The organism is Peribacillus saganii (assembly GCF_003429095.1).
GTDB lineage: Bacteria > Bacillota > Bacilli > Bacillales > DSM-1321 > Peribacillus > Peribacillus saganii.
In genome coordinates, this window is the sequence record NZ_QVTE01000030.1 from 42,907 (window position 1) to 68,570 (window position 25,664).

Here is a 25,664-nt window from a genome sequence, read left to right on the forward strand (position 1 = left end):
TTTTTTATAAATCCACCTTTTTGGGGTGGTTTTTTTAACTTTTTTTAATTATTTACGGTTGAATAAGAAGCTATACAAGCATATTTGGAGAGTGGCGTAATGAAGTTAGTTGTTAAAAACACGATCGTTATCAGTTTACTAATTACAATATCCATGATAAGTATTTCTGCATTTGGATATATGAAAGCAAAAGACTTTCTATATGAAAGATTTCAAGATCAAGCATATAGTGAACTTGAATCAGTAAAAGCGAATATAGATATATGGATAAAAGGTAAACAAGAAACAATGGAATACATAGCTGAAGCGGATGAATTAAAAATGAGCAATTTTAATAAAGCAGACGCTTTAAATGCCAGAATAGCAAAAAGAATGGATAATCCGGATGCTTTCGGCTTTATGAGTGCTGATGGATTTCTATATTTGGGCGGAAATACAATTCCGGCTAGTCATTATGAACACTATAAAGGCGGTATGGAAAAACTTACTAAAACATATAATCCCGTTCCTTCGGCATCCCCGGGGTTAAATGGAACACCAATCGTACTATCTTCATCGCCCGTATATGGCGATAGCGGAAAAGTTGTCGGAGTGGCATCAAGTGGCAGCCCAATCGAAAGTCTAATAAATATCATCACTAACATAAAATTAGGAGATAGTGGCTATGTCACCGTCTTTACGAACGATGGCACGATTGTTGCAGGTCAAAATAAAGAGGATACTCTTAATAAGAAAATTTCAGATTATAAAAATAGTGATTTAGATCAATTGGTTGTAAAAAGTATCAGTGGTAAAACAGGCGTAATCGAAACAAATTTTAATGGCGAAGACAGTTTAATATTTTTTAGTAAAGCAAAAGAAATGGATTGGGGCATTATGATTTCCGTTCCAACCAGTGAAGCTTTTGCAGATGCAAACTCCCTATTAAATTACTTTGTTATCATTACAGTTGTGGTTATTCTGGTAAGTGCAATTATCAGTTATATTATTAATTTCAGATCGTTAAAACCAATAAAAGAAGTTACTGATAAAATAGAAGAATTAGCAAATAACGAGGGCGATTTAACTCAAAGATTAAATATTAAGAGACAAGATGAAGTTGGGAAATTAGCAGCAAGCTTTAATTCATTACTGGATAGTTTGCAGAATTTAATTGGTGATATTCTTCATAAAGGAGAAGTTGTTACAGAAAACACTTCAGTCCTATCAGAACATGCTGAGGAAATGGTTCAATTATCTGGTGTGGTTACAAAGAATGTTCAAGTTGCAGCTGGAATATCTACGGAACAAGAAAATGGAAATAAAAAGAATTTAGAATCCATTAATCTGATTATGGAAAGTGTAGCAGAGATTAAAGATCATTCATTATTAGTCTCCGAGAAAACAAAGAATTCTTACAAAGAAGTTAAGAAAGCGAACGAGGAAGTTATTTCATTGTTAACTCAAATGTCTCAAATACAGGACTCTGTCCGAAATTCATCCGAGATTGTAAGGAAATTAGGAAATCGTTCATCTGAAATTGGCAATATCGTTGAAATGATTACTAAAATCTCAGAACAAACCAATTTACTTTCATTAAATGCTTCTATTGAGGCAGCTAGAGCTGGCGAGCATGGAAAAGGATTTGCTGTTGTCGCGAACGAAGTGAAAAAGTTAGCGGAGGAATCTGCTCAATCGGCTAAACAAATTTCCGAGCTTATTGATGAGATACAAGCGGAAACTTCTAATGCGGTTGTGGAGATGGAATCTGGAACAGGCCGATTTGGCAATGGTATGTCAAAATTAAAGGATGTAACCGGAAGTTTACAAGGTGTGTATCATTCATCTAAAGAATCTTCGAATGAAGTAGATAAGATATTTATAGAAATTGAGAACCTGCTTTCTAAGGTAGAAGATGTGGAACGAGTAATCAATGAAAATTCACAGAAATCTATAGAATCAACTACATATATTCGTGAGGTCGCATCTTCTGCAGAAGAGCAGTTATTTTCTATACAGGATATTACATCTTCCATTGAAAAAACTGCACAATTCGCTGAAGAATTGAGTGATTTATTGAAACGATTCAAGATATAAGTAAAAAAAGATAATCACTATTGAATTGCACAATGTGGTGAATAGTACCTGAAACGGACTGAATCATTTAATACTGCGATAATCAAACATGAACAAAATGCTTGTTAATCGGTAGGCAAAAAGACAAGGAGTAGAACAGATTTCCTTTCTGCTCCGGTGTCTTTGCTGAATAATTTCATGCATAAACCACCTTATCGAACTTCCTTCTCTATTGAAGTTCCTTCAACTGGTTTAAAATGGTCTTCTGCCATTTATCCACTACTTAATACGCACCCACTTATATTTCTTTATCCTTTTTATTAATATTATGATATAATAAAATGTGAAAAAGAATAAGGTACCAACGTGAATATATTCGCTCATACTATTACAATTGAATAACTAACACGCGATGAATGTTAGGGGTAAAACTCTAGCAGGAGCAGTTTCTGGAGAGATCGCAAATCTTTGCGACGCCGAAGGGTTCACAATCTCAGGCAAAAGGACAGGAGTAAACAACAATGCGATTTGTTATTCTATGAGGATAATAAAGCGTTATTTTTTATTCTTGACTTTTAAGAGATTGGAGCACTCCAATCTCTTTTTTTGTGTTTAAAAAAGCATTATATGCAAAGTTTAATAATTCAACATGGGGGAATGTTACGTGGCGCAGCAAGAGTTAAGACGGGATTTGAAAAATAGACACGTACAATTAATAGCCATTGGCGGAACGATTGGCACAGGTTTGTTTTTAGGTTCAGGTAAGGCTATACAATTAGCAGGTCCATCTATTATACTGGCTTATTTAATAATAGGGATGGCAGTGTTTTTTGTTATGAGGGCATTAGGAGAGCTCCTTCTATCCAATTCAGGTTATCAATCGTTTACGGACTTTGCTGTAGATTATATTGGGCCTTGGGCAGGATTTGTTACAGGCTGGACTTATTGGTTTTGCTGGATAATGGTGGCAATGGCCGATATAATAGCGGTTGGTGTTTATGTGCAATATTGGTTTGATATCCCCCAATGGATACCCGCTTTAATCTGTTTAGTCATTTTATTGGGGCTGAATTTACTTACAGTTAAGCTTTTTGGAGAGTTAGAGTTTTGGTTTGCCTTAATTAAGGTAATTACGATTCTTGCTTTAATCATTTTGGGTACGATTTTGCTAGTCATTGGGTTCCAAACAGATACGGGAGCTGTTTCTGTACAAAACCTATGGGAATATGGCGGTCTATTTCCGAATGGGGCATCTGGCTTTTTACTTTCATTTCAAATGGTTGTATTTGCCTATGTCGGCGTAGAATTAGTAGGAGTATCTGCAGCGGAAACAGCCAACCCACAAAAAAACATACCATCTGCTATTAATAAAATTCCTATGAGAATTCTATTTTTCTATGTGGGGGCCCTTTTCGTCATTCTATGTATTAATCCGTGGAATCAATTAAATGCATCTAGCAGTCCGTTCGTTCAGGTGTTTGGCTTAGTGGGTATTCCAGTAGCAGCAGGGATTATCAATTTTGTTGTCTTAACATCAGCTGCGTCAGCCTGTAATAGTGGATTGTTTTCAACGAGCAGAATTTTATTTAATTTAGGCAGTCATAAGCAGGGACCGGCTAAACTTGCTAAATTAAATAAAAATCATGTGCCGAGTAACGCTTTGCTTACATCAACGGTTGTCGTTTCAATTGGAGCTTTTTTAAGCAAACTTATACCTGAACAAGCTTTTGGCATTGTGACGACCATAAGCGCGATTTGTTTTATTTGGGTTTGGGGTATAATCTTAATTTCTCATATCCGATATACCAAATTACGCCCGGATTTACGAAAAAAATCAACTTTTAAAGCGCCATTGACGCCCTTTATGAATTATGTAGTATTAGCGTTATTTGTATTCATTTTAATTATTATGTTATACGCTGAAGCAACTCGTTTATCTGTATTAATGACACCTTTATGGTTTGCGCTTTTATTCGTATTGTATTTATTTAGGAGGAAAAATAGTAATTAATATTTCCCTAAAGCAATCTTATATATAGACGGCAGTATGGAATACAGTAAAGGGGCATGGAGCCAGGTTCAATATTCAAAATTTTTTTAGGTTTATCAAAGTATCCATCTGCACTAGAAGAGTCAGTCGCGAAGTTTATACAAACAAAGAAGCAGGAACCCGATATTAAGGGGTTACCTGCTTCTTTTTTATAAGATGAGAAAGTATAGCTTTTTAACAAGTCCAGATGTCTAGCTCCAGCGCCCAGCCCCTCGAGTTCATAATCCAATCGCTTCGGAAGGCAAAAGCGCCTTCTGTCAGCGTTTGTCTTATGTTATCGGGGCTGCCCAGAGCGCTTGCGCTTCACTTAATTGTGGGAAGGTGACCTTTTCCTGGATCATAATCAAGAAGTATTGACCGGAAAGGTTTTATGTACTGTTGAGGCAATATTTTGTACTAAATATTATAAAAATTTTTTAGCGAAGAAAAGGGAAAACAACATTTAATTAAATTTACTATTGAAGTCGTAAACAGTTCAAAGTAACAACTGACATTCCGATATAAGTCAAGATATTTTAAAAAAAATGCCGGAAACAGTAAAATAGTATTAGGGATATCAGCTCAGAGGAGTGGCGGCAATGGATATAAAACTAATTGTAGGTCAAAATGTGAAGAAACTAAGGGAATACCATAATATGTCTCAAGAAGAATTGGCAAGACTTCTTAATCTCTCCCGTTCTTCTGTGGTTAATATCGAGAATGGGAGACAGAATACTAGCTTAGAAAGTTTACGAGAGCTGTCCACGGTTTTCAAAGTACCTGTAACTACTTTTTTCGATGGTGTAGAGGATGAGGAACAAGCTACATTAATATCTGATATAAATAGGAAATTTAAAAAATTAGAACTAAGATATAACAAATTAAGTAAAAAGCATCAAAAATTAATTAAAACCCTATCTGAATTGATAGAAACAGAAGTTGATTGATGCGTTGATTTTAGAAAAAATTTGATAATAAGCCCTTTTAAAAGTGTTGGTTTATTTATTTAAATACATTGTAAATCAAACAAAATCCCAAAGGCGAATGGATCATAGATTAAAAAAATCTATAGTCTTTTTTATATTCTTTCTTGGGTGATCATGAAAACCTGTTTAGTAAAGGAAATAGTTTAGCATGTCATGGAAGAGAAGGTGCTGATGGTCACAGTGGTCCTAATCCGGAAGAACAGATAAATAATGTAGCCGATTATTTAACAGAGGTATTAGCTGAAAAGCAGAAATAAGCACTTTCTTTCAAGCTATATAAAAAACAGAACCGGCTTGTCACGTAGAATCACAGAAGTCACTTGCATAAATATATGAGGTTATGAGAAATCGTAACGGTGAAGAGACCTTCAGTAAAATGAAGGTCTTTCGGAGGAAATTGTTGATCGTCCGTTGCGTGCAAGACGAGAAAAGCTCTATCTAGCGTCAATTAATGCTTTCAGCGTTTTTCCATCACATTTATTAACACCATTTTTCCATTTTGAGAAACATCCAGTCGATCAAAACTGCCGTATTTTTCTTGAACAAATAAAAGTGCAATACACCCAAGGATGCTTGGAATGGCAAAGGCCATAAATGCGCTTTGTGGCGCAAAGTTGGCTGCGAGAAGCAAACCGATGATAATTGGAGCAAGGATCGCCCCAATCCGTCCAACACCAACAGCTACCCCAACTCCTGTTGCACGTGTCTCTTTCGGATAAAACTCAGAGATATACGGATTCGCGAGATTTTGCGTTCCACCTGTGCAGGCGCCGCCAACGGCGATCAATACATACAGCAGCAGTGAATTGGTCGTAATGCTGAGTGCAATGAAGCAAATCGCACCAAGCAAATACATCGAAACAAGTACTTTTCGATGGCCGATTCGGTCAACCAAATAACCACCGAGCAAGGATCCTACTATCTGTCCAATCGCCAAAACGAGACTGAATGAGAGACTGGAAGTTAATCCGTAGCCGGACTCCTGCATGATTTTTGGCAGCCATGTATTTAACCCATATATCATCAGCAGACAGCTGAATACCATGATCCAAAATGCGAATGTACTGACGGCGCGGTTATTCGCAAACAACTTCTTTACTGGAAAGCCTTTCGCACTTTCTTTGGCATTTGTATATTCATAATCATCTGTTTCTTTGTAATTTCCACTAGGGTCTACTTGATTTAATATTTTTGCCAGTTTGTCTCCCTGTTTATGAAGAATGTAATAGGAAAGAGATTCAGGAAATTTTTTAAGAAAGACCGGCAATGTAAACAGTGGAATAATTCCCAGCCAGTACAAAACTCTCCATCCGAAGTCTTCCATGATGTACATCCCAATCAGTGAAGCTAGGATGGTTCCCACTGAATAGCCGCAGTACATGGTCGCTACAATGAGAGCCCGGTTTTTTTTGGGGGAATATTCCGTCATTAAAGAAATGACGTTTGGCATAAGGCCACCCATCCCAAGGGCAGCTATAAAGCGCATAACAGTAAAAATCGTTATTGTTGATGCCAGTCCGGCTAACAAAGAAAACACACTGAACAAAAACATGCAAATAGCCAAAACTTTTTTGCGACCTATCATATCGGCTAGCGGGCCAAATACAAACGCACCGACCATCATTCCTACCAGTGTATAGCTGCCGACGGCCCCTGCTTCAACAAGAGTTAAACTGAACTCCTCCATCATCAATGGCAATCCTACCCCATACATTGCAATATCAAAACCGTCGAATCCAATCGCGTATACACACCATAAAAAAACCAACAAATGAAAACGGCCAAACTTACTGGCAGCCATTACTTCAGAAGCATTAATTTTACGCACTTTAAATGCAGATGGTTTTGCATTGGTTGTCATTGTTTACTCTCCCTTGCTATGTAGATTGTGTATGTATCATAGCACGGGAAATAAGATATAGCGTAACTGTTAATATGGATAATCAGATATAGCCAAAAGCTATATCAAAGTGCGGCATAATAGTCGATAATTTGCTTTAATTCCTCCAAATAAATATTGGCCATTTTGCTTATCCTTGTTTTTTTGTGGACGATCCAGCCGACTGAAATGGTCTCGTCTTCATCAAGCGGCACGGAAACAATGTCAGAACCGTTTAAATCGGAACTTAAAATACCGGTGGAAATCGTATAGCCATTCAGCCCAATCAATAGATTAAACAGGGTTGCCCGGTCGCTGACATGAATGCTTTTTTTGCGTGGGATGGTGCTGAATATTTCTTCTGAGTAATAAAAAGAATTAAACTCACCCTGTTCAAAGGAAAGACGCGGGTAATTTTCTATATCTTCGAGCGTGACCGATGATTTAGAGGCAAGCGGGTTTTGGGCACTGACAAAAATGTGCGGTTTCGCTTCAAATAGTGGATGGAAGTCCAATCCCTCGTCCTTCATCATTTGCATCATGACTTTTTCGTTAAACGAGCTAATATATAAAATGCCGATTTCACTGCGCAGATTTTTCACGTCTTCGATAATTTCATAGGTTCTTGTTTCTCTTAAGGTGAATTGATATTCAGGAGCACCATGCTTCTTAATCATTTCGACAAACGCATTGACTGCGAACGCGTAATGCTGGGTGGAAACAGAAAACATCTGCCGGGAAGGTGCTGCGTTAAAATAACGGCGCTCCATCAGTTCCGTTTGCTCCACCACCTGCCGGGCATATCCAAGAAATTCGGCCCCGTCGGTTGAAAGCGTAATGCCCTTGGATGTACGGAGAAAAATGTCAAAGCCAAGTTCTTTTTCCAGTTCTTTCACCGCCTTTGATAAACTTGGCTGCGATATATAAAGGCGCCGTGCAGCTTCATTAATGGAGCCGCAAAGTACAATTTCAATAACATATTTCAGCTGCTGCAATGTCATTTTACTTTCCCCTTTTTTTCTTTAGTATAGATGGAAAACAACAAAAGGGAAACAGAAAAGGAAATGGAGGTAACATTACGTGTTTGCATTAAAATTAAGTATTAATCATTGGGGAAATTGAATTTATCATATTATCTGTAATTGATTTTCCGGGCAACTGAAGGTAAACACCTCGCATCTTTTATGTACGTTCACTATCCAACCCATGTTGTGGTTGCCAAGGTGATTTTAAAAATAAACCCTTAAAATAATTAATTAAATAATATCCAATGGCATTTTCCTAGTAGGTTTAGGAAATACTTGATCAAGTCTTTTGAGATCTTCTTCAACCAATTCAATCATTGCTGCTTCAGCATTTGCAAAAACATGTTCTTCTTGAACCGCTTTTGGTATGGCAATGACGCTATTTGAACGTATGGTCCAGGCGAGAGCAATTTGTAGTGGCTGGGCATTGTATTTGTCAGCAATATCCTGAATAGTTGGATCGCTTAAGAGTTGTCTTCTTAAAGAGCCTCCTTGAGCAAGAGGACTGTAGGCCATGATTGGCATGTTATGTTCACGATGCCATGGTAAAAGATCGAAGTCGATTCCTCTTGAACCTAAATGGTATAGTACTTCATTTGTCATACTATTTTTTCCATTTGTAGTGTTCCATAGCTCTTCCATATCAACTGTATCAAAATTGGAGACGCCCCATCTCAAAATTTTCCCTGCTTCGCGTAATTTCTCCATACCTTCAATTGTTTCCGCTAAAGGAACACTTCCTCTCCAGTGAAGAAGATATAAGTCTAAACGGTCTGTTCCGAGTCGTTTTAAGCTGTTTTCACATGCGTTTGAAATCATATCTAAACCTGCATGATGGGGATACACTTTTGAGACTATAAAGACTTCATCTCTGCGTCCTTTAATTGCTTCGCCTACTAAACGTTCAGAATCGCCATTTCCGTACATTTCAGCAGTGTCAATAAGTGTCATTCCTAAACTTAAGCCGAGCTGTAAGGCTTTAATTTCCTTGTTTCTCTCTTGAGGATTTTCCCCCATGTACCATGTTCCTTGTCCTAAACAAGGTAAAGTAGTGCCGTCAGGCAGGGGTACAACACGTTTGGCTAATGTATTTTTAATTTCTTCTATTTTCTTATCATCCATTAGGTTCAGCCCTTTCTTTTATCTATCTGTGCATAATAGAAGCAGAATGTAACGTCAGATCGTATTAAGTACGCATATTTAGGATTTACGCGGCCCGCAAAAATATTCTTTGTTGTATGATATCTGGCCATGTAAGTTTCCACTGTAATAAAAAAGATGAGGATGACCCTAAGTTTATGGCAACTTGAGTCATCCTCATCACTTCTTTTGTATACAAATTATGAATTGACTTTGAGATGAATGGATTAGATTAAATGAGCTCCACCATCGATAAGTACGGATGTACCAGTTGTAAATCCGTTTTTCGCCAGGTAAACATAGGTTTCAGCTATATCTTCAGGTTGAGCAACACGTCCAACAGGTAATTGCTTTGCAATCCCATTAAACATATCTTTCCTTTGTTCTTCTGGCATTCCGCCGTAAATAGGAGTGTCAACGATTCCAGGTGATACCACGTTTACTCTGATCGGTGCCAGGTCTACTGAAAGTCCCCGTACTAATCCGCCAATTGCTGAATTGATGGAAGCTAGAGTCGATGCACCTTTAGGAGGGCGTACACCATATACACCTGAAGTTAATGTAATGGAACTTTCATTATTTAAGTATGGAAGAGCAGCATGAACGGAAATGTATTGCCCCCAGAATTTGCTGTCAAAAGCTTCTCTTACTGTTGAAACAGGTAGTTCGCTAAAGTGACCCATTGCACCTTCCCCTGCAGTAACCACGAGGTGATCAAAATTACCAACCTTCTTGAAAAAGTCAGCAACCTTTTCCTCGCTGCGAAAGTCAATTTCATAACCTTCTACGTTACCACCAAGCTTTGTTTTTGCTTCAGATAAATTTGAAGCAGAACGGCTAGCGATAATGACTTGAGCGGCTTCATCGAGAAACGCCTTAGCAGCGGCTAAACCAATTCCAGATGTACCGCCTAAAACAACTACTCTTTTTCCTTTTAATACCAAAGTAATAACCACCTTTATTCAAATGATTGCTTAACCAACCTGCGGATTCTTATTAAAGAATATGCAAGCTAAAGAAACTTATGTTTTACATGCGCTTTTTGTGTATTCAATATTTTACTGTATATGATTACATTTCTCACATAAAATGCTCAACAAATACCTTTGAGCAGAATCGTAAAGTAAGCTCCAATCATTATACTATTTGCTACCGGGTCTTTACTGGTTGTGGCTAATATTTGATCCACAAGTTATTTTATCCTCATTTGAAAGTTTCCAATCTTTCTTTCACAAAATTATAGTCCGAAAAAATGTACGGGATTATAAATTTGTTGGATTCTTTTTATACCACTATTTGGGATAAGGTATCAGATTAAGCGGAAAAAACAACGACATAAAAAAGCCTGCTTTTACTGTATAAAATCATTTAAAACAGAAAGCTGACTCAAATGGCTAACATTAGCCTATGAGCCAGCTGTTTTTTTAAAAAGTATTTATAAATGTGCAATGTCTCTAGAATGGGTTCCCATTATCCAGTCATAACTTTATCAATGTTCTTTTGTTTCCCCTGTCGTACCTCTTCATACCACCAGAGGGCTTTATCCGGATGTTTTAGCACTTCTTTTATTTCACTTTGATTTTCTACAACAGGTGCTGATCCGCGCAGTGATTTTCCGGCTGTTTCTTTGACGAACAATGTAACAATAACAAGCCCAAAGAGGCACATTCCCATTAAATAATAGGCCGGCAGCATTTTGTTTCCTGTTATGCTGACTAACCACGCTACGATAAGAGGTGTGGTACCCCCAAAAAGTGAGGTTGCAGTATTGTACGTAATTGCAAGGGCACCATAACGAATTCGGGTGAAAAATAATGAAGGCAGAGTTGCTGGGAGGGATCCTTGTAAAGCAGAGAGCAGAGCGCCAAGTATCAGCAGGCCAAAAAATGCGCCATAGACATTACCTGAACGAACAAGCATAAATGCAGGAATGCTGAGTACTATAGCACCGATTAAAGCTCCTTTTAAAATGCGGTTTCTGCCAATACAGTCACTCCAATAACCCATGGCCATTACTAAAGGAATCATAGCGATCATAACAATTACAAGCAAAAGCAGTCCTTTTTGTTCACCATAACCAAGTTCTTCAGACAAGTATGACGGCATATACGTCAGCACTGTATAGCTCATTACGTTATAAAAGATGACAACAGCTGTGCATATTAACAGCGCTCTCCAATGCTCGGCAAAGATCTCTTTGAAAGACGTGCGTTGATTTCCTTCATCTATTGCTTCACTCATCGCTTCAAATGCCGGGGTTTCCCCCAAGTGGTTGCGGAAATAAAAACCAATTAAGCCTAGGGGAGCTGCAATAAAGAATGGAATTCTCCAGCCCCATTCTACCATTGTTTCTGTTCCAAGTATGTAGGTCAGTAATGTTACTAAACCGGCTCCGGCAATAAAACCTACAAGAGTTCCAACCTCCAAACCGCTCGCCATGAAAGTGCGTTTTTTATCGGGAGTTGTTTCTGCTATATATGTCATGGCACCAGCATATTCTCCGCCGGTAGAAAACCCCTGTACCAGCCTCGCTGTGAGCAATAGTATCTGTGCGGCAATCCCTATAGTGGCAAAACTCGGAATAAGTCCAATACTTAATGTGGCGGCAGCCATTAGAATCATTGTAGAAGCGAGGACCTTCTTTCGGCCCATGCGGTCTCCTATCATTCCAAAAAACATACCTCCAATTGGCCTTGCAATAAATGCAACCGCAAAAGTCGCGAAAGCATAGATTAATTGAAATGAAGGATCTATTTCAGGGAAAAATACCTTTCCCATTGTTACTGCTAAAAATGAATATATACCAAAATCAAACCACTCCATGGCATTTCCGATAGATGTCCCAATCATGGACTTTTTCGCTACGCTGGAATCCACGACTAAAATATTGTCTTTTAATTTATCCAGTGACATATTCACATTGTTCCTCCTATCTTATTTTTTCTAGTATTTAAAATTAGTGCATAAACGTTTTTTCCCTTATGTAACCGGCTAAAACATGTAAAAAAACGGAAATCATCATAAGAATTTTCAATTGCAATGGTGTAAAAACTCTATTTCAATTAAAAGCTCCTTAAAGGTTAGTGAAAAAGACTTTAGTTTAAATGGAGAAAAAATGATTGGCTCATCTCAAAAAAGGGTATTGAAGAAGAAACCTTATAAAGGAGGTGGCCCTGCATGACAACTGAGGTATTATGCAATGTGGAGAATTGTAAATACTGGGCAAAAGGTGATAAGTGTATTGCCGACTCTATTTATGTGATTGGCGAGCACGGCAGAGATGCTGCTGATGTTGAGGAAACAGCTTGTAAAACCTTTGAGCACCGCAAATGAATTTGAGGATTCCTTATAAAAAAAACTGGATAGAAAAAAACGCGTAGAAAGGTATGAAAAGAGATATTAATTCTTTAACTCTTACATCTGTAAAAAGGGCTGTACTCTAAAAGTCTAATACCGACTTTTGAGACAGTCCTTTTCACTTTTTCCTATTTTCATCTGTGAATAACCGCACGCGCACGAGTTTTCCGCTGAACTGATTATCCTGCCCCAAAAGTACCATAATATTTACTTACCCTGGATATTGATTTTTATAATATTATAGAGTTATAATATATTAGTCTACTAACATGGTAGTGTGTTAAAGTGAGTTTAATTTCAATAGAAGGTGGTCAACATAGATATGAAACGTTTAGCAACTCTGCTGCTTATTGTGGCATCGGTATTTGTGATTGCTGCAGGATGCTCTAAATCTGCTGGAAAAGCAGAGGACAATACACTTGTCATTGGTATTGATGATAAATTTGCTCCAATGGGATTCCGCGATGAGGATAATAAAATTGTCGGTTTTGATATTGACTATGCTAACGCTGCAGCAGAAAAAATGGGAACAAAAGTTAAGTTTCAGCCAATAGACTGGAAAACAAAAGAAGCGGAGCTTAGCTCCGGACGAATTGATCTTATCTGGAATGGTTACACTATTACGGAAGAACGGAAAGAAAAAGTTCTTTTCACAAAACCCTATTTAGAAAATGCACAGGTAGTTGTGACAAAGGCGGACTCAAAGCTTACTAAAGTGGCTGACTTAGAAGGTAAAATCGTTGGTTTGCAATCTCTATCATCTGCTTCAGATGCCTTGAACGCTGCCCCGATTAAATCAAAAATTAAGACGGTTACAGAGTTTGCCGACAATGTTCAGGCCTTATCTGACTTAAAGAGCGGCCGTGTCGATGCAGTAGTAATTGATGAGATTGTTATTAACTATTACATGACTAAACAGGGAGAATCATTTAAGGTGCTTGATGAATCTCTTGCTCCTGAAGAATATGGTATCGGTGTGAAAAAAGGCAACGATGAATTGCTTGAAAAGCTCCAAAAAGCACTTGATGAATTGAATGAGGACGGAACAGCCGCTGAAATCTCTAAAAAGTGGTTTGGTGAAGATAAAGTATTAAAGTAATATGGAATTTAAGGCAGAACAGGTTTTCCGAAGGGAACCCTGTTTTGTTTTTCTGAAGGGAATTATTAAATTATCGAGCTGAATAACTAAGCAGGGCTATGTGAAGCTCCAGCGCCTAGCCCACTGTGGAAAAGATAAAAGCCCTCGAAAGGCAACAAGCGCCTTCCGGGTCTTTTCCTATTTCCTTCATGGGCTGTTCAAGGCGCTTACGTTAAGCTAGAAAAAATAGAATAACTTTTTTCACAAGTACAGATGTCTAGCTCCAGCACCCGGCCCCTCGAGGTCATAAGCCAATCGCTTCGGAAGGCAAAAAGCGCCTTCTGTCAGCGCTTGTCTTATGCTTGCCGGAGGCCCACAGGAGGTGGGTCAGAACGGCGTTGCCACAGGACGTGGCGACCTTAGCCGTTCTTCCTCGTGGCGGGGTGCTTGCGTTTTTCTTAAAAGATTAAGAAAGTATAACTATTTAAACGTATACTGATGTCCAGCTCCAGCGCCTAGCCCACTGTGGAAAAGATAAAAGCCCTCGAAAGGCAAAAAGCGCCTTCCGGGTCTTTTCCTATTTCCTTCATGGGCTGTTCAAGGCGCTTACGCTAAGCTAGAAAAAATAGAATAACTTTTTTCACAAGTACAGATGTCTAGCTCCAGCACCCGGCCCCTCGAGGTCATAAACCAATCGCTTCGGAAGGCAAAAAGCGCCTTCTGTCAGCGCTTGTCTTATGCTTGTCGGAGGCCCACAGGAGGTGGGTCAGAACGGCGTTGCCACAGGACGTGGCGACCTTAGCCGTTCTTCCTCGTGGCGGGGTGCTTGCGCTTTTCGTTTTTGGAGGTGTTTTTTTGTCTTTGGATTATATTACATCAATACTTGGGCCGATGCTTGAAGGGGCTCAGATGACAGTCCTTTTGTTTTTAATTGCTATTATTACGGCGATACCGCTGGGTTTCCTTCTAACGCTGGCTGTTAAAAGCAGCTTTAAGCCATTATCCTTCCTTGCGCAGGGCTATATTTATGTAATGAGGGGAACTCCTCTTTTACTGCAATTGCTTTTTATATGCTTCGGCCTGCCAATGCTTCCTGTTGTTGGTGAATATTTAGTATTAGATAGATTTGTCGCAGCTTGTTTGGGCTTTGTGCTAAACTATGCCGCATACTTTGCAGAAATTTTCCGCGGGGGGCTTTTGGCCATTGATAAGGGACAATACGAGGCATCCCAGGTTCTTGGTTTGAATAAATGGCAGACAACCACCAGGATAATATTGCCTCAAATGTTTCGTGTTGCACTTCCGGCTGTTGCAAATGAATCGGTAACACTGGTTAAGGATACCGCTCTTCTTTATGCGGTTGCAGTCCCGGAATTGCTGCACTATGCCCAGACTGCTGTCAATCGTGACTTTACGATTGTACCGTTTTTTGTAGCGGGTTTGATCTATTTAATTATGACACTCGTATTAACGGTAGTCTTTAAAGTGATCGAGCGGAGATTTAAATTTGAATAAGAAGGATTGGTGAATGTGGCTATCATTGAAGTATCCAACCTTAAAAAATCGTTTGGCGATCTGGAAGTATTAAAAAAGATAACTTTTAATGTAGATAAAAATGACGTGGTTGCAGTTATCGGTCCCTCTGGGTCAGGAAAAAGCACAATGCTCCGCAGTTTGGTCCATCTTGAGGAAATAAACGGCGGCAGCATCAAGGTAGCAGGTGATCAGTTAGTCAAGGATGGAGTATACTCGAAACCTCAAGAGGTTAAGAGAATCACATCTAAAATGGGAATGGTCTTTCAGCATTTTAACTTGTTCCCGCACCTTACCGTTAAAGAAAATCTTGAGCTGCCTCCTAAATTAGTGAAGAACGAGCCAACATCCGTTATTCATCAAAGAAGCACAGAACTTTTAAAAAAAATAGGACTTACCGATAGGGCGAACGCCTATCCGGCAAATTTATCTGGTGGCCAAAAACAAAGAGTAGCCATTGCAAGAGCTCTCATGATGAATCCTGAAATCCTTCTCTTTGATGAACCTACATCAGCATTAGACCCAGAATTGACAGGGGAAGTATTGAAGGTAATGAAGGACCTGGCTGAAGAGCAAATGACAATGATAGTTGTTACACATGAAATGGGATTTGCTAAGGAAGTAGCAAATCGTGTTATTTTCATGGACAATGGAGAAATCATCGAATCCGGCCATCCATCCGAGTTGTTTGATAACCCTCGAAACGAACGTACAAAAGCCTTTTTGAACCGAGTTTGAAGTGATATTTTGTTAACGGAAAAGTACAGCAGTTACGCGGGATATAGGAGCGTGCTGCAGTGATACAGAGCCAATTACATGTGAGAATTCATATCAGTTTTCGCGTAAACGGGTCTTTAGCTTAATTCGTATGAATTCCCGCTTAATTGGATATTAAGTATATACAGGGTTTAACCTAATAATGAAGATGTTTTTTGATTTCCCTCAAACTGCTCGTTTGGGGGATTTTTTTTATTAAGGAGTATTTGTGTTTGCTCTTTAAAATGATGGTCAATTGTTGTTAGCTGCAATTATAGATATAGGGAAGAAATGCAAGAGTAGGTTTGCTTTATTTCTTTAACCCTAACATCACTGGATTTAGTACGTAGTCAAAAGTGTTTAAAGTGCGTTGTATTTGTTTGGAAAGGGTATAATTAGTTGGAAGAAGTAGACTTTAAAAAGGGCTGTCTTGTGCTTATATTGAGAGTAGATACCTAAATAAATCAAAGAAGTAATATGATACTAAAAGTCAAAGGAAGAAAAGGAGATACGATGACAAAAGAAACAGGATGGAATTTAGACAACAGCTATGCCCGTCTGCCTAAGACATTTTTTACCGCTCAAAATCCGCACCCTGTCAGTTCACCGAAATTGATCACTTTTAATGCTCCGCTGGCAGCATCCCTGGGATTGAATACGGAGAAGCTGCAAAGTGAAGATGGCATAGCGGTGTTTGCTGGCAATCGAATTCCGGAAGGCTCGGAGCCTCTTGCTCAAGCTTATGCGGGGCACCAATTTGGGCACTTTACAAAGTTAGGGGATGGCCGTGCTGTGCTCCTTGGTGAACAGATCACTCCCGATGGTGATCGGCTTGATATCGAGTTAAAGGGGCCAGGCCGAACGCCATATTCCCGCGGAGGCGATGGCCGAGCGGCACTTGGACCGATGCTGCGCGAATACATCATCAGCGAAGCCATGCATGCGCTTGGTATCCCTACCACCCGCAGCCTGGCCGTAGTTTCAACCGGTGAGCCAGTAATTCGGGAGACCCCGCTGCCAGGAGCCATTTTGACCCGCGTGGCTGCCAGCCATCTGCGAGTCGGCACTTTTGAATACGCTGCAAATTGGGGTACAGCTGAGGAACTTAAAGTCCTGGCTGATTATGCAATAAAACGCCATTATCCAGAGGTTGAAGCTGATGAGAGCCGATATCTTTCATTGCTTAAGGAAGTGATCAAGCGCCAAGCGCGGCTAATTTCCAAATGGCAACTGGTTGGCTTTATCCATGGAGTTATGAACACTGACAACATGACCATAAGCGGAGAAACAATAGATTATGGTCCTTGTGCCTTTATGGATATTTATGATCCGGCAACGGTATTCAGCTCCATTGACGTTCAAGGCCGCTATGCATACGGAAACCAGCCAGGTATTGGCGGTTGGAATCTTGCCCGATTTGCTGAAAGTCTATTGCCGCTGCTTCATGAAAATCAGGAGAAAGCTGTCGAAATTGCTCAGGAGGCCATCTCAGTCTATCCGGAGCTATATCAGAATAATTGGATTTCCGGTATGAGGGCAAAATTGGGAATATTTAATGAAGAGAAAGAGGATGGAACTCTAATTGCGGACCTTCTAAATATAATGAAGAAGCATCGGGCAGATTATACCAATACCTTCCGGGCATTAACGTTTGAAAGACATGAGGATATGGTACTGCATGGAACACCGGAATTTACCGAGTGGCATAAGGTATGGCAGGAAAGATTACGCAGGCAAAATGACTCGAAAGCGTCTTCCCAACATTTGATGCAAAACAGCAACCCTTCGGTAATTCCTAGGAACCATAGGGTTGAAGAAGCACTGGAAGCCGCAGTGGAAGAAGGAGACTACAGTGTAATGGAGCGGCTGTTAGAGGTTCTTTCAAGCCCTTACGCTCACTCTCCTGAACAGGCTGAGTACTGCACACTCCCTGCGCAATCAAACATTCCTTATCAAACCTTTTGCGGTACATGATAAAAAAGCAATAGAAATGAGTATTTCCTCTTTGTTGTCGGAAATAAAAAAAGCTTGTAGAGTTCAGTTTAAGAATCTATACAAGCTTTTTTTGAGAAAAATGAAGCTGGCTTCTTTTATCTGATAACTGCGATTATACCTTCCTTATCATCTAAAACTAGCTCAATTCCGGTATAAGGATCTCGATTCATAAATTCATCAAGCCATAAGCGAAGAGCTTCTATAATGTTTGCTGTAATAAGCACTTGTTTTCGGCCATATACATATGCTTCAGCAGAAAAACCTAATTCATCATCATATAGGAGTTCTACTTCAACTTCTTCGGGTTTCACTTGTTTTTTGCGAGAAATATAAACACAAATAGCATTAATAATATCCTGCTCAGAAATGATTATCTTCTCCATGAGCTTGACTCCCCGTGTCTCTTTTTATTACGGAAATATGAGAAAATGCCCCGTATAGCTGAGATTAAAAGGAATATCGCCAGAATGTTTATAAGTAATCCGAAAATAGAACCTAGCATTCCCATGTTTCCAATTAAACTTCCGAATAGCAGTCCAGCAAGTCCTCCTACCATAAGGCCCTTCATTAAACCGCCAGAACTAAATCCGCCTTTTTTATTATCAATTGAGGACTTACTCTTGGTAGTGCTCTCTGCCTTTTTATTTTGGAAAAACGAATTGTTGTTGTTAGATTGGTTGTTACTATTAAAACTTCTCTTGCCAGACTTGTATGATTTAGCTTCCACCTTTGTTGAAGAATCATGAAACACAAAGTTCCCCACAGGAGAAAAAATAAGCGCTGCCGATAGTAAAGCTGCTAAAATCTTTTTCATTGTATTAACCTCCATGTTATTTAGTATAAAATAGATTATTTTAAATATGGGATAGCCAGAAACTTTTAAATAGCAAGTCGCCTCCTAAAATAGAACTTAAAAAAACCTTTACCAAATGATAAAGGTTTTGAAACGTCTATTTTATCCCTTTACCAATCTGGCAAAGGTCTCGCAAACAACATAATGTTGCCAGTTAGGCCGGTGATGGAACCATCACGTAATGACGACATAACTGTTAGCTACTCCCCTTTGGAGTATATTAAAATTATGAATACAGTGTAATTCTTAACTGTTAGCTATATTATAATGCAGTAGTAAGCAGTAGTCAATAGATTGCATCAATTTTTTGAGGTGAAAAATTATAAAAGAGTTTTAATGTCTTACCTTTTTAAAGTAATCCATGGATTATAATTTATAGCAGTTTGAACCTATTAAATTCAATTTTTTAGTCATAAGCTTACACTAACGAGTAGAATAACACCTTTTGGCCTATCCTACATCTGTATCTGGGTACATCGAATGGTTATATTTTCAAACTATTAAATATTTTTCCAAAATACTGTAGATTCGTATTATCAAGTGAAAGGGGTGTGTGTATATGTATCAAAATAAGAAACCGAAAAAGCCTTTTTTATTATTCCTTATGGCCTTATTAATACTTTTTCCATTTTCCGCCGAGAATCAGGCATTATTTGCATCGGCCTCAGGGGAAACTGCTCAATCAAATATAACCCAGCCGGTAACTTTAAAAGCTAAGATAGACAGTTTATTAAAGGACGAGGGGCTGGAAGGAGCGTTAACAGGAGTTAGTGTCAGAAACGCCAAAACAGGGGAAATCTTATATTCCAATCTCGGTAATACACGGTTGCACCCTGCTTCCAATATGAAACTGATAACTGCCGCAGCAGCATTGGAAAAACTCGGAACAGACTATCAATTTACTACGGAAATATGGACTGATGGAACTGTTACGGGTGGAGTTCTTCAAGGAAATCTATATTTAAAGGGAAAGGGTGATCCTACTCTTTTAAGAAATGATCTTGATCAGTTTGCAAAGGATATAAAAGCAAAAGGTATACATAAGATTAAAGGAGACTTGATTGCTGATGATAGCTGGTATGACGATGTCCGCTACTCACAGGATTTGAATTGGTCCGATGAGTTTAACTATACCGGTGCTCAAGTGTCAGCGCTGACCCTTTCTCCAAATGAAGATTATGACGCTGGAACGGTCATCGTGGAGGCAAGCCCAGCAGCTAAAATTGGAGAGAGCGCTCAAGTGAAACTGATACCTACAACCGATTATGTGGCTATTGTAAATAAAACAGAAACAGTTGGAGAGAATGAACCAAAAAGAATTTCGGTTACTAGAGAGCATGGAACAAATAAGATTATAGTAGAAGGTACAATCCCGTTGAATGGATCGAAATCAAGAAGCTGGATTGCCGTATGGGAGCCAGCGGGTTATGTACTTGATATTTTCAATAGGTCTCTTCAACAGAATGGTGTGAAGCTGATCGGAAAATCAGACAAAAAAATGGGCGTTACTCCACAGAATGCAACTTTTCTGACCCTTAAGAAATCAATGCCGCTAAAGGAACTGCTCATTCCATTTATGAAGCTGAGCAATAACGGGCATGCCGAAACGCTTACCAAAGAAATGGGGAAGGCAGTATACGGGGAAGGCAGCTGGGATAAAGGTCTTCAAGTACTTGAGGAATGGCTTGCAGATTCAGGGCTTAATAGCAGCACGATTGTTCTCCGGGATGGCTCGGGTATGTCTCATAAAACGTTGATCCCAGCCAACGAGCTAACAGAACTTCTTTATTCTTTACAGGATAAAAGCTGGTTCCCTTCATTTGAAGATTCCCTGCCGGTAGCAGGAATAACTGACCGTTTGGTTGGAGGAACATTGCGTTCCCGTATGACACATCAATCGACAAAAGGAAATGTGAAGGCAAAGACTGGCTCATTAACCGGGGTTTCCACTCTTTCGGGTTATGTAACAACACAGGACGGAGAGAAACTGATTTTCTCTATTATGAATAATAACCATCTCAGTTCTTCCGTGTCTAAGGTAGAAGACGCGATTGTAATTGAACTAGCGGCTCATGAATTTAAAAAATAAACTAAAAAGCTGTTCCAGGAGTCACTTCACTTCGGAGCAGCTTTTTTATTTTCCAGTGAATGATAACTTTTTAGAAGCCTGCTTATTGACAGTAAAATATAAACATGCTATCTTTATCTTGAATTAAAGATATATGAATTAAGACTATTTTTGTGCCATATAAAATGATTAATACTAGAAATTTTAGGAAAAATGAAAGAGTATGTAACGGTTGATATCATTCCCTTAGAGGAATGTAGTACGAAACATGATAAAAGGTTGATGGGAGGAATAATTATGAACAGCTTAAAGGGAGTACATCACGTCACAGCTATTACAAGCAGCGCAGAGAAGAATTATGAGTTTTTCACATTTGTTTTAGGTATGCGATTGGTAAAGAAAACGGTTAATCAGGATGATATCCAGACATATCACTTGTTTTTTGCCGATGATACAGGCAGTCCGGGTACAGATATGACGTTCTTCGATTTTCCTGGCATTCCAAAAGGTGTTCATGGTACGGATGAAATATCTAAAACGTCCTTTCGGGTACCAAGTGATACAGCCATTGAATATTGGGTCAAGCGGTTTGACCGTCTAGAGGTAAAGCATTCCGGGATTACAGAGCAATTTGGTAAAAAGACACTGTCTTTCGTTGATTTTGATGACCAGCAATATCAATTAATTTCAGATGAAAATAATAAAGGTGTAGAGGCTGGTACACCATGGCAGAATGGGCCGATCCCGCTTGAGTATGCTATTACCGGCTTAGGCCCAATCTTTGTTCGTGTTTCTAACTTCGATTACTTTAAGGACATGATGCAGAAGGTTCTATCATTTAAAGAAATTGCTCAAGAAGGATCTTTCCATCTTTTTGAAGTTGGTGAAGGAGGGAATGGTGCGCAGGTGGTAGCAGAGTATAATGCAATTCTTCCTCAAGCGCGGCAGGGGTATGGTACGGTTCACCATGCTGCATTCCGGGTGGACGACCGTTCAGTACTGGAAGAGTGGGATAAACGGTTAAGAAGCTTTGGATTCCAAACATCCGGTTTTGTTGATCGCTTCTTTTTTGGATCTTTGTACTCCAGGGTTTCTCCGCAGATTTTATTTGAGTTTGCAACCGATGGTCCAGGATTCATGGGCGATGAGCCGTATGAAACTTTGGGTGAAAAATTGTCATTGCCTCCATTTTTGGAACCGAAGCGTGAACAAATTGAACGGCTGGTTCGGCCGATTGACACTGTGAGAAGTACACAACAATTTATCAAAGAATAATAAGAAAGACCACCCTAATGCTGATTTAACATGGGGGTGGTCTTTCTTGTGTAAAAAAAGTGTCTCGGTAGAACTCTGTGCAATGCATGGGAGGGGGTGTGGAAAAAGCATAACCAATGGTTTAGAATGGTAAATAATTTAGCATAAAATGAGGATGAATGGGATGTTACATGAATTTACGATTACAATGCTGCTTAAGAAAGCAGATGAAGCGATTGAAAAACTAAATCAATATGGTTTTTACAATACATATTACGACCAGCCAATCGAACAGTTTGCTGAGGAAAATGGATATGGGTTTGTTGAACTCAAGGATGTTGATGTTGAATTAAAAGTTATTTTAGAAAAAACGAACGTTTTCTCAGTTGACTCAAAAAAAGCCAGGGAAGAGTTAGCCGCGATTTTAGAGGTGGGAACGGAAGACATTCAGTATAAATTTATTGAAACACAAGATTGGCAGCAGCCTTTTCCGGTTATCGATCTAGGGAATGGGTGGTTCATAAAGCCAACTCTTACGCAAGAAAAGGTGGAAGGCCGTGTTATCCACTTTGAACCGCCCAGGGCGTTTGGTTCGGGATTGCATGGAACGACCCAAGATTGCCTGCGTTTTATTTTAAAAGAAGATTTGCAAGGGAAAAGGGTGCTTGATTTGGGAGCGGGAGCGGGGTTATTAAGCATTGGTGCAGCTCTTGTTGGTGCAGAACAGGTGATGTCTGTAGACGTCGAGGATGTTAAAGCAGAAGTGTTGTACAATGCAGGTTTAAACAAAGTAGAGAATAATATTTCTGTTTTACAAGGAAATGTCCTGCTTCCTGACATTCAAATAGAGGGTGTGTTTGATTGGATTTTTGTGAATATCGCGGCAAAAGAAATTGAACAATTACTGCCTTTTCTGAATAGCCATCTGTTAATGGATGGAAAGCTGTTGTTATCAGGCATGGTCGACTGGAACTACAAAGAAACCTTATTACTATATAAAGAAAAAGGATATGTCGCTGAAAAAATTGTACATTCCGAAGAATGGGTGACTGCGTTGCTTACGAAGAAAAGAATATGAGTTAGAGGCATAATGCCTTGATTAATGTTTATATTGTTTGGTGAGTTTTTGAGCGAGCTGCCAATATGGCAGCTTTTTTAATAGATAATAACAAATCACTTTTTTAACAAGTACAGATGTCTGCTCCAGCCCTGTCGAACAGGACGTTCCAGAACTAAGTCTAGTTCCTTTGTCAGGAAGCGGAACAGAACAGAGTGCCGTTGTAATAGGACAAGGAAGGCCTCGGCAGAGATATATTCAACGAACAAAGTGTTAGTTTTGTGTGGACGTTACAATCTTAAACGTTCTTCCTCTGACCAGGGCGCTAAGCAATTTCTGCAACCGGATTGATAAAGTGGGCCAGCTAAAAAAAACCGGCAGGCAAACACTGTTTTATTGAATATTAAAAATGAATATCCCTCAAACGTTTTTGATATGCTATTGTTGTTTTATGGCTTTTTTATAAATAATAGACGCGGGAATACTTATGGCGGATGTTAGCGTAATAATGACATGGACCTTTTATGAAGAAACGCAGGTTCCACAAGAGATACAGGATATTCTGATTGAGGGAGATGCCGCAGAGATTGCCTGCAAAACGGTGAGAGACGTGGCTGTGGTTACAAATAAAAGAATTATTAATGCTGACCGCCAGGGAATTACCGGGAAAAAAGTAGGAATGTTGAGGAGGGTTAATAATGAGGAAATTAATAATGAGTTGTATTGCTGTTTCTTTTCTTTTGCTCTCGATTGTTTCGGCAAGAGCTGACGCTGCCGGTTTTGTTGGTTTTGGGGACAGCAATACAGCAGGGACATACTTTCAATCGTATGGATATAACTTAAATCATCGCTGGGTCGTCCTGACAGGTGCAGTGAATGCAGGGATTAGCGGCAACCATACAAACCAGGCAATGAAACGTTTCAATTCTGATGTAATTGGAAAAAAACCCGCTAGTGTGTCAATTATGTTTGGCCAAAATGATGGGCTATTACTTGATAATGGCAGACCCCAGGTTGATAAGGCAAAATTTGAGCAAAATATTACCAGCATGGTTACTCAATTAAAAGCTAAAAAAATAAAAGTATTGTTAATGACAAGTATACCTGTACATCAAACACTCTACTATTTGAAGTATCCAGAGAAAAAACAGCTGTATGTGGATAAAGGCGGAATCCGGCTATGGCTTAATAGTTATAATGAGGTTATCCGTAAAGTCGCTAAGGCGCAAAAAGTGCAGCTTGTAGACAACTATGCGAATGCCTGGATTAAAGCAGGGGGTGGAGCGGGGTCCGATGCACAGCTTACGAAAAGCGGCCTGATTGCTCCTGATGGTTTCCATTGGACACCGAAAGGCCATAGCATGATGGCTTACTCTATTAAATATTATTTAGCGAGATAGACCTATGCTGTTACTCCGTCGCGTCTGCACTTTAGTACATAAGTAAGTTTAACTTTTTTACAAGTACAGATGTCTAGCTCCAGCGCCCAGCAACTTTTTTTCCGCAGGAAAATAAAGCCACGACAAACAGGACGTGGCGACCTTAGCCGTTTTTCCTCTGCCAGGGCGCGTGTGCTTTTCGTGTAAGGAGCGGATCAATGAAAGAATATTATTACGATAAGCTGCTGAATGTTAAAACGAGTGGTGATCAAAAAGGATTTAACGAGTCCCTGCATTATCACCGCTATGAACCAACGCCATATAGTGCCCTCGAGATATTTTCCAGTAATTACAAAATGAAGCGTACGGACCGCATGGTTGATTTTGGCTGCGGGAAAGGGCGTTTAAGCTTCTATGTTAACTATGTCTACAATGCCTCTGTTGTAGGCGTGGAAATGAATGATGACTTTTACCATAAAGCGATAGCAAACCAAAATAGTTATTTTCAGAATTTCAAAAATAGAAGAGATAAATTTCAATTCTATCACGGCTTGGCTGAAGATTATCCGATAGATTCAGCCGATAACCGGTTTTATTTTTTCAATCCGTTTTCAATTCAGGTGTTTCGGATTATCATCAACAACATATTGATTTCAGTAGAAAAAGCAGAGAGGGATATAGAGCTGATTTTATATTATCCATCCGATGATTACATTTATTTTTTGGAAAACCAGACACTCTTCGATTTGAAGGAGGAAGTCACGCTGCCAGGTTTATCTGAACATAACCCTTACGAGAGATTCTTAATTTACCGATTATCCTATTATTAAAGCAGACTACAGGATTTAGGAATTAAAAACACAAAGTACCTAAATAAACTAAATTCAGAGAGTCAAGAAACGCAAGTTCCTTGACCCAAGTTTAAGTTAAACTATCGGAATTGGTCTCGATCGTAATATTCCCGGTCTGCATTTTCAAAAATTGCTTCATTTAATATTGTTGAATCGGGATCATTAATAATGATGGGTCCCCGGCCACGCGACCCTATTTGAGGATTTTTATCCCGATTCGTTGATAACCCTGAAACGTCTACAGCATTATGATGTGTTGATTCAGCATTGTTATCACTTTTTGAGTCTAAATTGCCTTCATTGGAAAGCGGGTTTCGGTCAGACATTGAGGCTTCCTCCCTCTATAATTTGTCGAGTATGAAAATGAGA

General features: G+C 39.2%; 22 protein-coding genes and 1 riboswitch. Of the genes, 14 read left to right on the forward strand and 8 right to left on the reverse strand.

What is annotated here, in order from left to right; genetic code table 11:
* The first annotated feature begins 99 nt into the window (after positions 1-99).
* The 3 genes from D0469_RS10620 to D0469_RS10630 all read left to right on the forward strand — a co-directional run bounded on the left by D0469_RS10620 (position 100) and on the right by D0469_RS10630 (position 5,031).
* Positions 100-2,076, forward strand: coding sequence for a methyl-accepting chemotaxis protein (locus D0469_RS10620; protein ID WP_117326724.1), 1,977 nt, complete (start codon positions 100-102; stop codon positions 2,074-2,076).
* A gap of 418 nt (positions 2,077-2,494) precedes the next feature.
* A riboswitch (glycine riboswitch) is annotated at positions 2,495-2,574 on the forward strand.
* 145 nt (positions 2,575-2,719) lie between these two features.
* Positions 2,720-4,066 carry an amino acid permease gene (locus D0469_RS10625; RefSeq protein ID WP_117326725.1) on the forward strand — a complete coding sequence of 449 codons (1,347 nt, stop codon included), beginning with the start codon at positions 2,720-2,722 and terminating at the stop codon, positions 4,064-4,066.
* A gap of 617 nt (positions 4,067-4,683) precedes the next feature.
* The gene (locus D0469_RS10630) at positions 4,684-5,031 is read left to right on the forward strand and encodes a helix-turn-helix domain-containing protein (RefSeq protein WP_117326726.1); all 348 of its coding nucleotides are present in this window, start codon (positions 4,684-4,686) and stop codon (positions 5,029-5,031) included.
* Positions 5,032-5,527: 496 nt separating this feature from the next.
* Here the strand turns inward: D0469_RS10630 and D0469_RS10635 are convergent, their stop codons facing one another.
* The 5 genes from D0469_RS10635 to D0469_RS10655 form a co-directional block, all read right to left on the reverse strand.
* Positions 5,528-6,931, reverse strand: coding sequence for an MFS transporter (locus D0469_RS10635; protein WP_117326727.1), 1,404 nt, complete (start codon positions 6,929-6,931; stop codon positions 5,528-5,530).
* A gap of 104 nt (positions 6,932-7,035) precedes the next feature.
* Positions 7,036-7,950, reverse strand: a complete 915-nt coding sequence (locus tag D0469_RS10640; protein WP_117326728.1) for a LysR family transcriptional regulator — start codon at positions 7,948-7,950, stop codon at positions 7,036-7,038.
* A 255-nt stretch (positions 7,951-8,205) separates the two neighbouring features.
* The gene (locus tag D0469_RS10645) at positions 8,206-9,096 is read right to left on the reverse strand and encodes an aldo/keto reductase (protein WP_199478477.1); all 891 of its coding nucleotides are present in this window, start codon (positions 9,094-9,096) and stop codon (positions 8,206-8,208) included.
* Between the two features lie 245 nt (positions 9,097-9,341).
* The gene (locus D0469_RS10650) at positions 9,342-10,058 is read right to left on the reverse strand and encodes an SDR family oxidoreductase (protein WP_117326730.1); all 717 of its coding nucleotides are present in this window, start codon (positions 10,056-10,058) and stop codon (positions 9,342-9,344) included.
* Positions 10,059-10,584: 526 nt separating this feature from the next.
* Positions 10,585-12,027 carry an MFS transporter gene (locus tag D0469_RS10655; protein ID WP_117326821.1) on the reverse strand — a complete coding sequence of 481 codons (1,443 nt, stop codon included), beginning with the start codon at positions 12,025-12,027 and terminating at the stop codon, positions 10,585-10,587.
* Positions 12,028-12,291: 264 nt separating this feature from the next.
* On the opposite strand from D0469_RS10655, the gene D0469_RS10660 reads away from it, so the two are divergent.
* From D0469_RS10660 to D0469_RS10680, 5 genes are all read left to right on the forward strand, one after another.
* Entirely contained in the window at positions 12,292-12,447 is a 156-nt protein-coding gene (locus tag D0469_RS10660; RefSeq protein ID WP_117326731.1) for a DUF1540 domain-containing protein, read from the forward strand.
* Positions 12,448-12,793: 346 nt separating this feature from the next.
* Complete coding sequence (locus tag D0469_RS10665; RefSeq protein ID WP_117326732.1) at positions 12,794-13,570, forward strand: amino acid ABC transporter substrate-binding protein; 777 nt, start codon at positions 12,794-12,796, stop codon at positions 13,568-13,570.
* A gap of 834 nt (positions 13,571-14,404) precedes the next feature.
* The gene (locus tag D0469_RS10670; protein WP_117326822.1) at positions 14,405-15,064 is read left to right on the forward strand and encodes an amino acid ABC transporter permease; all 660 of its coding nucleotides are present in this window, start codon (positions 14,405-14,407) and stop codon (positions 15,062-15,064) included.
* A 15-nt stretch (positions 15,065-15,079) separates the two neighbouring features.
* Entirely contained in the window at positions 15,080-15,820 is a 741-nt protein-coding gene (locus D0469_RS10675) for an amino acid ABC transporter ATP-binding protein (RefSeq protein WP_117326733.1), read from the forward strand.
* Between the two features lie 531 nt (positions 15,821-16,351).
* Positions 16,352-17,812: a protein adenylyltransferase SelO gene (locus tag D0469_RS10680; RefSeq protein ID WP_117326734.1), complete on the forward strand. Its 1,461-nt coding sequence runs from the start codon at positions 16,352-16,354 to the stop codon at positions 17,810-17,812.
* 116 nt (positions 17,813-17,928) lie between these two features.
* Here the strand turns inward: D0469_RS10680 and D0469_RS10685 are convergent, their stop codons facing one another.
* Positions 17,929-18,216: a YxcD family protein gene (locus D0469_RS10685; protein WP_117326735.1), complete on the reverse strand. Its 288-nt coding sequence runs from the start codon at positions 18,214-18,216 to the stop codon at positions 17,929-17,931.
* Positions 18,204-18,647, reverse strand: a complete 444-nt coding sequence (locus D0469_RS10690; protein WP_117326736.1) for a hypothetical protein — start codon at positions 18,645-18,647, stop codon at positions 18,204-18,206. The genes D0469_RS10685 and D0469_RS10690 overlap by 13 nt, the downstream gene beginning before the upstream one ends.
* A 598-nt stretch (positions 18,648-19,245) precedes the next feature.
* Here D0469_RS10690 and dacB point away from each other — a divergent pair.
* The 6 genes from dacB (at position 19,246) to D0469_RS10720 (ending at position 25,274) form a co-directional block, all read left to right on the forward strand.
* A complete protein-coding gene (gene dacB / locus D0469_RS10695) occupies positions 19,246-20,775 on the forward strand; it encodes a D-alanyl-D-alanine carboxypeptidase/D-alanyl-D-alanine endopeptidase (RefSeq protein WP_117326737.1) in 1,530 nt (509 codons plus the stop codon).
* Between the two features lie 276 nt (positions 20,776-21,051).
* Entirely contained in the window at positions 21,052-22,029 is a 978-nt protein-coding gene (locus D0469_RS10700; protein WP_117326738.1) for a ring-cleaving dioxygenase, read from the forward strand.
* Positions 22,030-22,192: 163 nt separating this feature from the next.
* Entirely contained in the window at positions 22,193-23,086 is an 894-nt protein-coding gene (locus D0469_RS10705; RefSeq protein ID WP_158553421.1) for a 50S ribosomal protein L11 methyltransferase, read from the forward strand.
* A gap of 466 nt (positions 23,087-23,552) precedes the next feature.
* On the forward strand, positions 23,553-23,834 hold the full coding sequence (locus tag D0469_RS10710) for a PH domain-containing protein (protein ID WP_117326740.1): 282 nt from the start codon (positions 23,553-23,555) through the stop codon (positions 23,832-23,834).
* Entirely contained in the window at positions 23,764-24,465 is a 702-nt protein-coding gene (locus D0469_RS10715) for an SGNH/GDSL hydrolase family protein (RefSeq protein WP_117326741.1), read from the forward strand. The genes D0469_RS10710 and D0469_RS10715 overlap by 71 nt, the downstream gene beginning before the upstream one ends.
* A gap of 197 nt (positions 24,466-24,662) precedes the next feature.
* A complete protein-coding gene (locus D0469_RS10720) occupies positions 24,663-25,274 on the forward strand; it encodes a class I SAM-dependent methyltransferase (protein WP_117326742.1) in 612 nt (203 codons plus the stop codon).
* Between the two features lie 101 nt (positions 25,275-25,375).
* Here the strand turns inward: D0469_RS10720 and D0469_RS10725 are convergent, their stop codons facing one another.
* Positions 25,376-25,621, reverse strand: a complete 246-nt coding sequence (locus D0469_RS10725) for a hypothetical protein (RefSeq protein WP_117326743.1) — start codon at positions 25,619-25,621, stop codon at positions 25,376-25,378.
* Positions 25,622-25,664 lie beyond the last annotated feature (43 nt).